Genomic DNA, 12689 nt, shown 5'->3' on the forward strand with positions numbered 1-12689 from the left:
CCTGTCTTGGAATTCAGTCGTCGCGACCGGCCCGCGTCCGGGCCTGTCGGCGGGCCTCGCGCAAGCGATCGAGTTTTTCCTTCAACTTGATCTCGAGCCCGCGCTCGACCGGCGCATAGTACGTCCGCTCGCCCATGGCGTCGGGGAAGGCGGTCTGGTCCAACGCGATGCCGCCTTCGGCATCGTGGTCGTACTGGTACCCGGTACCGTAACCGAGCGACTTCATCAGCTTGGTCGGTGCGTTGCGCAGGTGCATCGGTACCTCCTGCGTGCCGTACTCGCGCACATCGGCTTTCGCCGCGTTGAACGCCATGTAGCCCGCATTCGATTTCGCGGTGCTGGCGAGGTAGATAACCAATTGCGCCAGGGCGAGGTCCCCCTCGGGGCTTCCGAGACGCTCATACGTGTCCCACGCATCGATCGCCATCTGCAGCGCGCGGGGATCCGCCAGTCCGATGTCTTCCACGGCCATCCGCGTCATGCGGCGCGCGAGATAGGCGGGATCGCAGCCGCCATCCAGCATGCGCGCTAGCCAGTACACCGCTCCGTCGGGATTGGAACTGCGCACCGACTTGTGCAAGGCGGAGATCTGGTCGTAGAACTGCTCCCCACCCTTGTCGAAGCGGCGCGTGCGGTCCGCCAGTACCTGCACCAGCGTCTGCGGTGTGATGCGCCCGCCTTCGTCGGCCGCCAGTTCCGCGGCGATCTCCAGCAGCGTGAGCCCTCGCCGGACGTCGCCGTCCGCGGCCGTCGCGATCTCGAGCAGCGCCTCAGCGTCGACATGAAGCCCCAGATCGCCAAGCCCGCGCTCGCCATCCGCCAGTGCCAGTTGCAGCGCCTGCCGGATGTCCTCCGGCGACACCGCTTCCATCACGTGCACGCGACACCGCGACAGCAGGGCCGAGTTGAGTTCGAACGACGGATTTTCCGTGGTCGCCCCGACGAAGATGATCGTGCCGCGCTCGATGTGCGGCAGGAACGCATCCTGCTGCGCCTTGTTGAAGCGATGCACCTCGTCCACGAACAACACGGTGCGACGCCCGCCGGCGAATCGCTGGGCCGCTTCGGCCAGCACCTGCCGAACCTCGGGAAGACCCGACAGCACGGCCGAGATCGCCTTGAATTCCGCGTCGGCATAGCGTGCCAGCAGCAACGACAGCGTGGTCTTGCCGCAACCGGGCGGCCCCCACAGGATCATCGAGTGCACATGGCCGGATTCCACCGCGCGACGGAGGGCGCTGCCCGGGGCCAGCAGGCGGCGCTGCCCGACCATTTCGTCCAGCGTACGCGGACGCATCCGCTCGGCCAGCGGACGCAGCGCGTCAGTGTCTGCGCTCAGCAGGTCGACCTGGGGTTCGAGAGGGGTGCGTGTCCTGGCCACGCGTCATTGTAACGTCGTGGCCCGTAAGGCTCGTTGACGCGTGCGTGTCAGGGTCCACCGACCACATCGACACCCTTGGCTGGCGCGTACTTGAACGTGCCGGCGGAAAACGCCGGATTGCGCTTCCATCCCGAGAAGCTGATCTCGGTGCGCTGGCCCACCGCGTCCTTCACCTCCATCTTGACCAGCGTGCCGTTCGTGAACGCCAGACGCGCCGTCTGGAAGCTGGCATCGCCTTCCTGCCTGGGCGTCAGCGTCAGCCATTGCACGCCACCCTGCCCGGCGCCCTCCGCCACCTTGAACTGCTGGTCGAGTTTGCCCGGGTCGATCAGTGCAGCGAGCGGGCTGTTCTCTTCTTCAACCCCCTGCTCGCGGACGGTGGCCTGCTGCAGGTCGGGGTCGTAGACCCACACCTTCTTGCCGTCGGCCACGATCAGTTGCTCGTACGGCTTGTTGTACTCCCAACGGAACAGGCGCGGCGCGGACAGCGCGACTCGGCCATTCGAGGTCTCCTTCAACTTGCCGCCGCCGTCATAGACCTTCTGCGTGAACTGGCCATCCAGGCCCTTCAGTCCCGTGGTGAACGTCTTCAACTCGTCGCGTGCGCCGGCGAAGGCGCTGTTGGCGAGCAAGGCAGTGGCGAGGACAGCGATGCGGGCAGTGCGGAGCATGGTGCGTTCCGGTGGGAAGGTGTTGGCGGGAGTGTGCCGGGACGAAACTGAACAGGCTGATGACTGCACTCGACGGAAATTCAGCCGTTCAGTTAGCGCGGTGGCGGCGGTGCCAGGACCTGGCGGTCGCCATTGTGCTCGGGCGGCGTGACGACACCTGCCGCCTCCATCGCTTCGATCAGGCGCGCGGCGCGGTTGTAGCCGATCTTCAGGCGGCGCTGTACCCCCGATATCGAGGCCCGGCGGCTCTCGGTGACGATCTTCACCGCCTCGTCGTACAGCGGATCGGACTCGTCGCCGCCACCGCCGCCGGACTCCGGCAGGCCGGTCGGACCGACGACGATGCCATCGCCCATGGTCTGGACTTCCTCCAGCACGCCTTCGATGTAGTCCGCGGTGCCGCTGGCCTTGAGATGCTCGACGACGCGATGCACTTCCTCATCGCTCACGAAGGCACCGTGGATACGTTCCGGCATCGCCGTGCCCGGCGGCAGGTAGAGCATGTCGCCGTGGCCCAGCAGCGTCTCGGCGCCCGACTGGTCCAGGATCGTGCGCGAGTCGATCTTCGAGCTGACCTGGAACGCGATGCGGGTGGGAATGTTGGCCTTGATCAGGCCGGTGATGACGTCCACCGACGGGCGCTGGGTGGCCAGGATAAGGTGGATGCCGGCGGCACGCGCCTTCTGCGCCAGGCGTGCGATCAGTTCCTCGACCTTCTTGCCGACGATCATCATCATGTCGGCGAATTCGTCGATGAAGATGACGATGAACGGCATCGGCTCGAGCGGGCGCGGCGCTTCGGCCAGGTCCGGATTCGGCTTGAACAACGGGTCCATCAACGGCTGGCCCGCGTCCATCGCGTCCTTGACCTTCTTGTTGAAGCCGGCCAGGTTGCGCACGCCCACCGCGCTCATCAGCTTGTAGCGGCGCTCCATCTCCGCCACGCACCAGCGCAGGCCGTTGGCGGCCTCCTTCATGTCCGTGACCACCGGGGCCAGCAGGTGCGGGATGCCCTGGTAGACGCTGAGTTCCAGCATCTTCGGGTCGATCATCAACATGCGCAGGTCTTTCGGCGAGGCCTTGTACAGCAGGCTCAGCACCATCGCGTTGACCGCCACCGACTTGCCCGAACCGGTGGTGCCAGCGACCAGCAGGTGCGGCATGCGCGCCAGGTCGGCCACGGTGGGCCGGCCGGCGATGTCCTTGCCCAGCGCGAGCGTCAGCACACTGCCGGACTTGTCGTACTCCTTCGAGCGCAACAGTTCGGACAGGAAGATCATCTCGCGACTGGTGTTGGGGATTTCCAGGCCGATCACCGACTTGCCCGGGATCACGTCAACCACGCGCACCGACTTCACCGACAGGCCGCGCGCGATGTCCTTGTCCAGCGAGCTGATCTGGCTGACCTTCACGCCGGGCGCGGGCTCCATCTCGAAGCGCGTGATGACCGGTCCCGGATAGGCGCCGACCACCTGCACATCGATGCGGAAGTCCTTGAGCTTGAATTCGATCTGCCGCGACAGGGTCTCCAGCGTTTCCTCGGAATAGCCCTTGGTCTGCGGCTTGGGATCGTCCAGCAGCGACAGCGGCGGCAGGCCGGATTCGTCTCCGCCGGTACCGTGGAACAACGGGATCTGCTGTTCGCGCTTGGCGCGTTCGCTCTTTTCCACCACGGCTGGCGCGGGGGGCTCGATCTTGACGGGTTCGCGCTTGGCGCGGGCGACGGCGTCGATCTTGCGGACGATCTCGCGCTCTTCGCGCATGGCGCGGGTCTGCTGCCACTCGTTCGCCTGCTGCCCGCCACGGCGGAACAGGTCGGGCAGCATCAGCACGTACTTGCCGATGCGCTCCATCACCGCGAACCAGGACAGGCCAGTGGCGAGCGTCACCGAAGTCAGGAACAGCACCAGCAGGAACAGGTTGCCGCCCAGGCCGCCGAACAGCTTCAGCAGCGACTTGCCGACCAGCGTGCCGAGGATGCCGCCGGCACCGTCGGTGAGCGATTCGGCCGGAACGCCGCGCATGAACAACAGGCCAGTCGCCGAGATCAGGAAGGCGACCATGCCGATCAGGCGCAATGCCGGCCCCAGGTCCGCCTGCCCGTCTCCATCGGTATCCATGCCGAACAGCGCGATCCACGCGATCGCCCCCAGGATGAAAGGCAGCACGAACGCCACATACCCGAACAGCGACAGCAGCAAGGCCGACAGATAGGCGCCGGCAAGCCCGCCCATGTTGTGCACCGGCGCGGTGATGCTGCCGGACTGCGACCAGCTCTGGTCCTGCGGCGAGAAGGTGAAGAGGCTGGCCAGCAGGTAGAGCAGCAGCGGCGCGATCGCGATGAGCGCCAGGTCGCGCCACAGGCGTTGCCTGCGCGGATTCGGCGGCGAGGCCTGCTTGCGCGCGGCCGCATTGCCGCCCTTGGATTTGCCGTTGTCCGGGAGCTGCTTCGCCACCTTTGGACCAGACCTTAGGAAATTTCTGTTAGTGATTGATACTAAACGAATCGTATGCGATGCGACAGCGCGCCGGTCAAGCTTCGGGCCTGTCCGTCCGAAGACCGGATAGCAAAAACGCCGCGCGGTCGCGCAGCGTCTTCGATTGACCTGTCCGGGCGCCGGCCTGCATCACCGCTTTCCATCTGCGCGCCTTGATTCGCCGGATACGCAACGCCACTCTATGTGCCTGCGGACGATGCGACAGCGCGTCGTTGCCTGCCCGATCACCCTTTTTCGCGAGTATACATGAGCACTTCGAAGCACTGCCGCCTGTTGATCCTGGGCTCCGGCCCCGCCGGCTGGACCGCTGCCGTCTACGCCGCCCGCGCCAATCTGAAGCCGGTCGTGGTGACCGGCCTGCAACAGGGCGGCCAGCTGATGACCACGACGGAGGTCGACAACTGGCCCGGTGATGCGCACGGCCTGATGGGCCCGGACCTGATGGCGCGCATGCAGGCGCATGCGGAGCGCTTCGAGACCGAAGTGATCTTCGACCACGTCCACACGGCCGACCTGTCCAAGCGCCCGTTCAAGTTGATCGGCGACGCCGGCGAATACACCGCCGACGCGCTGATCATCGCCACCGGTGCGACCGCGAAGTACCTGGGCCTGCCCTCGGAAGAGGCCTTCAAGGGACGCGGCGTGTCCGCATGCGCCACCTGCGACGGGTTCTTCTACCGCGACCAGGACGTGGCCGTGATCGGTGGCGGCAACACGGCCGTGGAGGAGGCCCTGTACCTGTCCAACATCGCCCGCAAGGTCTATCTGGTGCATCGCCGGGATACGCTGCGCGCCGAGAAGATCATGCAGGACAAGCTGTTCGCCAAGATCCAGGCCGGCAAGATCGAGCCGGTGTGGCACCACACGGTCGACGAGGTCTTGGGCAACGAGGCCGGCGTTACCGGCATCCGCGTGAAGTCCGTACAGGACGGCAGCACGCGCGACATCGACGTGCACGGCTTCTTCGTGGCCATCGGCCACACGCCGAACACCGGGTTGTTCGAAGGCCAGTTGGACATGAGCAACGGCTACCTGAAGATCCGCTCGGGCATCGAAGGCAATGCCACGGCCACGACCATCCCCGGGGTGTTCGCGGCAGGCGACGTGACCGACCAGCACTATCGCCAGGCCATTACCTCGGCAGGCTTCGGGTGCATGGCGGCGCTGGATGCAGAGCGCTTCCTCGACAAGGACGCCTGACACCGACGCGGGCGGCCTCCACGGATGGACAAGCTGCTGATCAAGCAATGCCTGTTCTACGGCAGTTGGCTCGTCTGGCCCTTCATGGCGTGGCTGCTGTGGCGACTGCGCCATCGACACGCCCGCGGCTGGCTCGTTCTGCTGCTTGCGGGTTGCCTGCTGTTCGCATGGGCGCGTTTCGTCGAGCCGCAGCGCATCCGGGTCCAGCAGACGGTGCTCGACGGGACCGGCGCCCCGCTGCGACTCGTCCTGATCAGTGACATCCATCTGGGCGTGTACAAGGACGCGGCATACCTGCGGCGCCTGGTCGACCGCATCAATACATTGCAGGCCGATGCCGTCGTGATCGCGGGCGACTTCACCTACGAGCCCGACGGCGCCTCGCTGCAGGCGATGTTCGCGCCACTCGCCGGGCTGCGACGGCCGTCCTACGCGGTGCTGGGCAACCATGACCAGCAGGCCCCGGGGCCCGACATCGATACGGAATTGCGCGCCGCCCTGGCCGGACATGGCGTCACGGTGATCGAAGGCACGTCGGTAACGCTGGGCGGCTTCCGATTGGCCGGACTGGGGGATCGCTGGGCCGACCGGGACGATCCGGGTTTCCTGTCGGGCGTGCCATCGGCCCTCCCCACGCTGGTACTCACCCACAATCCGGACAGTGCGATCCGACTGGACCCACGGCAGACCGTGCTGGTACTGGCGGGTCATACGCATGGCGGCCAGATCCGCCTTCCCTGGATCTACCGGCACGTGATTCCCAGCCGGTATGGATTCGATCGGGGCGAGCAGTACCTGGCCACGCCGGAAGGGCGCGTGCGGGTTTACACCACGGTGGGGACGGGTGAGATCGGCCTGCCGATGCGGCTCTTCAATCCGCCCACCATCGACCTGCTCGACCTGCGTCCGTAGTCTGCGTGCCGATGGCCGACGTTCGCTTCCTTCCCTCTCTCGCCGACGTGCCGCCGCCGGCCTGGGATGCCCTGCATGACGGACGCAACCCCTTCGTTGCCCACGCGTTCCTGCAGGGCCTGGAAGCGCACGGCTGCCTGCGCGAAGACTGGGGGTGGTCGCCGCATCATGCGACGCTCTGGGACGAAGAGCGTCTGGTCGCCGCCGTACCCGGCTACCTGAAGGACAACTCGCATGGCGAGTTCGTGTTCGACCACGCGTGGGCCCACGCCTATGCGCAGCACGGACTGGACTACTACCCGAAGTGGCTGGGGGGCGTACCGTATTCGCCGGTCACCGGTCCGCGCCTGCTCGCGCGCGATGACCCTGCGCGTCAGGCGCTACTGACGGCAATACAGCAGGAAACGCGCCGGCTGGGCCTGTCGTCGGCCCATGTCAACTTCCCGACATCCGGCGAGGATGCGGCATTTCCCGTCTCGTGGTTGCCCCGGATCGACGTGCAGTACCACTGGCGGAATCCCGGCCACTGGCGTGACTTCGACGGCTTCCTCGCCGAGTTCGACCACAAGCACCGCAAGAACATCCGCCAGGAGCGGGCCAAGGTCCTGCGCTCCGGCGCGACGTTCCGCACCGTGCACGGGGACGAGGCCAGCGATGCCGAGCTGGAGGCCATGTTCGGCTTCTACCTGCAGACCTTCCGTGACTACGGCAACTCGCCGGCGCTGACGCTCGACTTCCTGCGGCACCTTGCGCGCAGCATGCCGCGGCAGGTGGTGATGTTCCTCGCCGAGCACGAGGGCAGGATCATCGCGGGCGCGCTGTGCCTGCGGGGCGGCGACACGCTGTACGGTCGCTACTGGGGCGCGGCGTCCCATCTGCCCGGGCTGCATTTCGAAACCTGCTACTACCAGGGCATCGACTACTGCCTGCGCGAAGGCCTGACGGTGTTCGAGCCCGGCGCGCAGGGAGAGCACAAACTCGCACGCGGATTCCTGCCGACGCTGGTGCACTCGCGGCACTGGATCGCCCACCCCGACTTCTCCGCGGCGCTGTCCCGCTGGTGTGCCGAGGAAGCTGTCGCGGTGCGCCGTTACGCCCATACCCTGACAACGCACACGCCATTCAAGCATCGCGCGTGAGTATCGCGGCACCGGCAGCGGGATGACGCCTACAATCCCCGCATGCGACAGCGGCCGTTCGTCCTGCCTTCCGATCCCCACGCCCCGTTCCCGCCCGCGGACAGCGCGATGCGCGACCCGGACGGCCTGCTCGCCATCGGCGGCGACCTGTCCCGGCCACGCCTGCTCAACGCCTACCGGCACGGCATTTTCCCGTGGTTCTCCGCGGGTCAGCCGCCGCTGTGGTGGTCGCCGGATCCCCGCATGGTCTTCCCTACCGACCAGGTGCGACTGTCCACGCGCTTTCGCCGTGGACTGAAACGCTGCGCGTGGCAGGTCCGAGCGGATACCTGTTTCGAACAGGTCATCACCGCCTGCGCCCGCTCGCCGCGGGCCGGCCAACAGGGCACGTGGATCACGTCCGGCATGCGCCAGGCCTATATCGACCTGCATCGGCAGGGTGACGCGCACTCGGTCGAAGTATTCGAGGGGGATGCACTGGTGGGGGGCATCTACGGCGTTGCGATCGGCAGGATGTTCTTCGGCGAGAGCATGTTCAGTGGACGCTCCGGCGGTTCGAAAGTCGCGCTGGCCGCGCTGGCCAGCCGCTTGCGGGCGTGGGGTTGGCCGCTGATCGACGCGCAAGTGGAGAACGACCACCTGCACTCGCTGGGCGGGGCCCTCATGCCGCGCGAGGATTTCCTGGGCCAGGTCGCCCGCCTCGTCGACCTGTCCTCGCCGGAAGGCGCCTGGACCGACCGGTTTGGCGTACTGGACGCCGTCTCGCTGTCGCAAGTCTCCGCGCCATAACGGAATTTTTGCACCGGAGGCGCGGCTGGCGTACAATGCGCGGCTTCATGGCACCCGCCATCCCTCGCGGCACAGCATAGGCTTACATGTCGAAAGACGATTCCATTGAATTCGAGGGCACCGTCGCCGAGACGCTGCCCAACACCATGTTCCGGGTCAAGCTGGAGAACGGGCACGAAATCATCGCCCACATCTCCGGCCGCATGCGCAAGAACTACATCCGCATCCTGACCGGCGACAAGGTGAAGGTCGAAATGACCCCGTACGATCTCACCAAGGGTCGTATCACTTATCGCATGAAGTAAATCGCATAAGTGATTGATTGAAAAGCGGCCTCAGGCCGCTTTTCTCGTTCTGGACGTCAGTATGTTCCCATGACGAAGGGCACGGGGTCGGTCGTCATGGCGACTTCAGGCAGATTCCCCCGCAGCCCAGCGGCCTCAGCATGCCTGGCGCCCGCTCCGGGCGCTGACCACAAGAGAGCCGCCATGAACTCCCGTCGCCCCCTCCCCCTGCTGGCCGCACTGGCCGTCGCGATCGCCCCCTTTGCCGCCCTTGCCGCCTCCGCCGGCGAGGCCATCACCGACTGCGTGGACCTGGGCAGCGATCAGGAAATCGTGCGCGCGGGCGGAGGGCAGCAGTTCTTCCTGCGCAATGGCGACGATCACTACCGCGTCTCGTTCCAGCGCACCTGCGATTCGATCACGATGACCTCGCGCGTGGAGATCAGTACCGACGGCCAGCCCAATCGCCTTTGCGGCGCGGGGACCCGCGTGAAGACCACGCGCGACACGTGCCGTGTCGGCGCCGTTGAAGCCGTGACGGCAGAGGAGTTCGCCACGCGCAAGAAGCGCGCCTCGCGCTGACGCGCCAGATGAGAACGGAAAAGGCGGCCGCATGGCCGCCTTTTCGTTGCGCCGGTGGGCTTCTGCTTACGACACCGTGGCCGGCAGCAAGCGCTCCGGCTCCGCCTGCGCATCCACTACCAGGTCGCCGTCGCGCACGTCGATGCTGACGCGGCCGCCATCCACCAGCTTGCCGAACAGCAGTTCGTCCGCCAGGGGCCGCTTCACCTTGTCCTGGATCAGGCGCGACATGGGTCGCGCACCCATAAGCGGATCGAAGCCGTGCTGGGCCAGCCAGTCGCGGGCCGCGGGCGTGGCCGACAGGCTGACGTGCTTTTCCTGCAGCAGCATCTCCAGCTCGATGATGAACTTGTCCACCACGCGCAGGATGTGATCGAAACCCAGACCCTGGAACTGCACGATGGCGTCCAGGCGGTTGCGGAACTCCGGCGTGAAGCTGCGGCGGATCACTTCCATCGCATCGGTGGAGTGGTCCTGCTGCATGAAGCCGATCGTCCGGCGCGAGGCCTGCGCAGCCCCCGCGTTGGTCGTCATCACCAGGATGACGTTCTTGAAGTTCGCCTCCCGGCCGTTGGTATCCGTCAGCACGCCGCGGTCCATGACCTGCAGCAGGATGTTGAAGATGTCGGGATGGGCTTTCTCCACCTCGTCCAGCAGCAGCACGCAGTGCGGGGTCTTGACGATCTTCTCGGTGAGCAAGCCACCTTGGTCGAAGCCCACATAACCCGGAGGCGCGCCGATCAGGCGGCTGACCGAATGCGGTTCCATGTACTCGGACATGTCGAAGCGGACCAGCTCGATGCCCAGCTGCAGGGCGAGCTGCTTGGTCACTTCGGTCTTGCCCACGCCGGTGGGGCCGGCGAACAGGAAGTTGCCGATCGGCTTTTCCGGGTTCGCCAGGCCGCTGCGCGCAAGCTTGATGGACGATGCCAGGGTCTCGATGGCGGGATCCTGCCCGAAGATCACCATCTTCAGGTTGCGCTCCAGGTGCTGCAGCACGTCCTTGTCGGACGAAGACACCTGCTTGGCCGGGATCCGCGCCATCTTGGCGACGATCGTTTCGATCTCCTCGACGTCGATCAGCTCCTTGCGCGTCTCCATGGGCAACAGGCGCTGGCGTGCGCCGGCCTCGTCGATGACGTCGATGGCCTTGTCGGGCAGCAGGCGGTCGCCGATGTGCTTCACCGACAGGTCCACCGCCGCCTGCAGCGCATCGTCGGCGTAGGTCACGCCGTGGTGCGCTTCGTACTTGGGCTTGAGGCCCTGCAGGATTTCGTAGGTCTCGCCCACGGTCGGCTCGACGATGTCGATCTTCTGGAAACGGCGCGCAAGCGCACGATCCTTTTCGAAGATGCCGCGATACTCCTGGAACGTGGTGGAGCCGATGCAACGCAGTTCGCCCGATGCCAGCGCCGGCTTGATCAGGTTCGAGGCATCCATCGTGCCGCCGCTGGCCGATCCGGCACCGATGATGGTGTGGATCTCGTCGACGAACAGGATGGCACCGGGAATCTTCTTGATCGAAGCCAGAACGCCCTTCAGGCGTTTCTCGAAGTCGCCGCGGTACTTGGTGCCCGCCACCAGCGCGCCGAGGTCCAGCGAGTAGATGACGGCATCCAGCAGCACGTCGGGCACCTCGCCTTCGACGATGCGCTTGGCCAGGCCCTCGGCCAGCGCGGTCTTGCCCACGCCGGCCTCGCCGACGTAGAGCGGATTGTTCTTGCGGCGGCGGCACAGCACCTGGATGGTCCGCTCGATCTCGTCGCCACGACCGACCAGCGGATCGATCCGGCCCTGCCGGGCCATCTCGTTCAGGTTGCTGGCGAACTCGGTCAGGGCATCGCCCTTGCCCTCGCCCTCCGCGCCTTCCGCCTTGCCCTCGCCGTCCGAGGACCCGCCCGCATCGTTCTCCTCACCCTGCTTGGCGATCCCGTGGGACAGGTAGTTGACGATGTCCAGCCGGGTGACGTCCTGCTGGTTGAGGAAGTAGACCGCGTGCGAGTCCTTCTCGCCGAAGATCGCCACCAGCACGTTGGCGCCGGTGACCTCCTTCTTGCCGGAGGACTGCACGTGGTACACGGCGCGCTGCAGCACGCGCTGGAAGCCCAGCGTCGGCTGGGTATCGCGGCCGTCGTCCTCGGCCAGCCGCGAGACCGAGGCTTCGATCGCCTGCTCGAGGTCGGCGCGCAGGCGGTTGGCATCCGCACCCGTCGCCTTCAGGACGGCCTGTGCCGAGGGGTTTTCGAGGAGCGCGAGCAGCAGGTGCTCGACGGTCATGAATTCGTGCCGAGCTTCACGGGCGCGCTTGTAGCACTGGCCGATGGTCTGCTCGAGATCTTTGCTGAACATGGTTGCCTCCGGGGCCTATGCCGACAATATGCGGCTTGGCGGGCGGTTTTCCATCACCCTACCGGATTTCAGTGTTCAGGGATCGTTGCCTTGTCCCGCGCGGCGGTGCCCCCACACCGGATCCGACCCGGCGTGCCCGCACCGGTCCCCCTCAGGACTTCTCCATCGTGCACAGCAGGGGATGCTGGTTCATACGGGAAAACTCGTTGACCTGGGCCACCTTGGATTCGGCGACCTCGCGGGTATACACCCCGCAGACGCCGCGTCCGCGGGTATGCACGTGCAACATGACCTGGGTGGCCTTTTCCAGGTCCATGGCGAAGAACTGCTGGAGGACCGTCACCACGAAATCCATCGGGGTGTAGTCGTCGTTGAGCAACAGGACCTGGTACTGCGGCGGCGGCGCGACTTCGGGCCGGCTGGTATCGACCATCAGGCCATGGTCGCGCTCGTTTTCGTTCTTGTGGGGCATGCGGCGATTATAGGCGCCCGCCGCCGCCCACCGCATGGACGCCATGCGTGACCCCGGCCACAATGCGACATCCTTATCCGACGAGCCCGCCATGAAGCCCATGCTGTCCCGACTGCCTGCCGCCCTGCTGTTGTGCGCCGCCGCTGCCGCCCCCGCCCTGGCGGCCGATGCATCGGTGGATGCCCGGTTGAAGGCGCGGGGCATCCAGTTCGAGGTCGACGCGGACGGCGACTACAAGGTGACGTATTCCTACAAGCAGGAGAATCGCACGCAGTTGGTGTTCGTGTCCGGCCGGACCGAGCAGATCAACGGCATGAGCGTGCGCGAGGTCTTCTCGCCGGCGGGTCGGGTAGCGGCCGACGGGATCGACGGCGCCAAGGCGCTCGCGCTGCTGGCGGACAGCCGTGGCAAG

The 12689-nt window shown here is 66.2% G+C and carries 11 protein-coding genes and 1 pseudogene; 7 read left to right on the forward strand and 5 right to left on the reverse strand.

The features are described from left to right. Positions 1 to 13: 13 nt before the first annotated feature. From CYU89_RS13590 to CYU89_RS13600, 3 genes are all read right to left on the reverse strand, one after another. Positions 14 to 1381 carry a replication-associated recombination protein A gene (locus CYU89_RS13590; protein WP_296281754.1) on the reverse strand — a complete coding sequence of 456 codons (1368 nt, stop codon included), beginning with the start codon at positions 1379 to 1381 and terminating at the stop codon, positions 14 to 16. Between the two features lie 47 nt (positions 1382 to 1428). Beyond that, positions 1429 to 2052, reverse strand: coding sequence for an outer membrane lipoprotein chaperone LolA (gene lolA, locus CYU89_RS13595; RefSeq protein ID WP_296281756.1), 624 nt, complete (start codon positions 2050 to 2052; stop codon positions 1429 to 1431). A gap of 92 nt (positions 2053 to 2144) precedes the next feature. Next, positions 2145 to 4508 carry a DNA translocase FtsK gene (locus tag CYU89_RS13600; protein WP_296281757.1) on the reverse strand — a complete coding sequence of 788 codons (2364 nt, stop codon included), beginning with the start codon at positions 4506 to 4508 and terminating at the stop codon, positions 2145 to 2147. A gap of 288 nt (positions 4509 to 4796) precedes the next feature. Here CYU89_RS13600 and trxB point away from each other — a divergent pair, with 288 nt between their 5' ends. The 6 genes from trxB to CYU89_RS13630 all read left to right on the forward strand — a co-directional run bounded on the left by trxB (position 4797) and on the right by CYU89_RS13630 (position 9456). Further along, positions 4797 to 5750, forward strand: coding sequence for a thioredoxin-disulfide reductase (trxB, locus tag CYU89_RS13605; protein ID WP_296281759.1), 954 nt, complete (start codon positions 4797 to 4799; stop codon positions 5748 to 5750). A 24-nt stretch (positions 5751 to 5774) separates the two neighbouring features. Further along, complete coding sequence (locus CYU89_RS13610; RefSeq protein ID WP_296281761.1) at positions 5775 to 6662, forward strand: metallophosphoesterase; 888 nt, start codon at positions 5775 to 5777, stop codon at positions 6660 to 6662. A gap of 11 nt (positions 6663 to 6673) precedes the next feature. Next, entirely contained in the window at positions 6674 to 7801 is a 1128-nt protein-coding gene (locus CYU89_RS13615) for a GNAT family N-acetyltransferase (RefSeq protein WP_296281762.1), read from the forward strand. Positions 7802 to 7843: 42 nt separating this feature from the next. After that, positions 7844 to 8590 carry a leucyl/phenylalanyl-tRNA--protein transferase gene (gene aat, locus CYU89_RS13620; RefSeq protein WP_296281764.1) on the forward strand — a complete coding sequence of 249 codons (747 nt, stop codon included), beginning with the start codon at positions 7844 to 7846 and terminating at the stop codon, positions 8588 to 8590. Between the two features lie 86 nt (positions 8591 to 8676). Further along, positions 8677 to 8895, forward strand: coding sequence for a translation initiation factor IF-1 (gene infA, locus CYU89_RS13625; protein WP_055943174.1), 219 nt, complete (start codon positions 8677 to 8679; stop codon positions 8893 to 8895). A 183-nt stretch (positions 8896 to 9078) separates the two neighbouring features. After that, on the forward strand, positions 9079 to 9456 hold the full coding sequence (locus CYU89_RS13630) for a hypothetical protein (protein WP_296281781.1): 378 nt from the start codon (positions 9079 to 9081) through the stop codon (positions 9454 to 9456). 66 nt (positions 9457 to 9522) lie between these two features. Here the strand turns inward: CYU89_RS13630 and clpA are convergent, their stop codons facing one another. Next, a complete protein-coding gene (clpA, locus tag CYU89_RS13635) occupies positions 9523 to 11805 on the reverse strand; it encodes an ATP-dependent Clp protease ATP-binding subunit ClpA (RefSeq protein WP_296281783.1) in 2283 nt (760 codons plus the stop codon). Between the two features lie 151 nt (positions 11806 to 11956). Beyond that, complete coding sequence (gene clpS / locus CYU89_RS13640) at positions 11957 to 12277, reverse strand: ATP-dependent Clp protease adapter ClpS (RefSeq protein ID WP_296281785.1); 321 nt, start codon at positions 12275 to 12277, stop codon at positions 11957 to 11959. A 91-nt stretch (positions 12278 to 12368) separates the two neighbouring features. Here clpS and CYU89_RS13645 point away from each other — a divergent pair. After that, positions 12369 to 12689, forward strand: a pseudogene (locus tag CYU89_RS13645) (hypothetical protein); the annotation flags it as partial.

This window comes from Pseudoxanthomonas sp. (genome assembly GCF_002863005.1).
GTDB lineage: Bacteria > Pseudomonadota > Gammaproteobacteria > Xanthomonadales > Xanthomonadaceae > Pseudoxanthomonas_A.

What these genes read in the sequence shown, in the direction of transcription:
- lolA (WP_296281756.1), bottom strand. Translation starts at nt 2,052, where the DNA reads ATGCTCCGCACTGCCCGCATCGCTGTCCTCGCCACTGCCTTGCTCGCC.
- trxB (WP_296281759.1), top strand. Translation starts at nt 4,797, where the DNA reads ATGAGCACTTCGAAGCACTGCCGCCTGTTGATCCTGGGCTCCGGCCCC.
- CYU89_RS13610 (WP_296281761.1), top strand. Translation starts at nt 5,775, where the DNA reads ATGGACAAGCTGCTGATCAAGCAATGCCTGTTCTACGGCAGTTGGCTC.
- CYU89_RS13615 (WP_296281762.1), top strand. Translation starts at nt 6,674, where the DNA reads ATGGCCGACGTTCGCTTCCTTCCCTCTCTCGCCGACGTGCCGCCGCCG.
- aat (WP_296281764.1), top strand. Translation starts at nt 7,844, where the DNA reads ATGCGACAGCGGCCGTTCGTCCTGCCTTCCGATCCCCACGCCCCGTTC.
- infA (WP_055943174.1), top strand. Translation starts at nt 8,677, where the DNA reads ATGTCGAAAGACGATTCCATTGAATTCGAGGGCACCGTCGCCGAGACG.
- CYU89_RS13630 (WP_296281781.1), top strand. Translation starts at nt 9,079, where the DNA reads ATGAACTCCCGTCGCCCCCTCCCCCTGCTGGCCGCACTGGCCGTCGCG.
- clpA (WP_296281783.1), bottom strand. Translation starts at nt 11,805, where the DNA reads ATGTTCAGCAAAGATCTCGAGCAGACCATCGGCCAGTGCTACAAGCGC.
- clpS (WP_296281785.1), bottom strand. Translation starts at nt 12,277, where the DNA reads ATGCCCCACAAGAACGAAAACGAGCGCGACCATGGCCTGATGGTCGAT.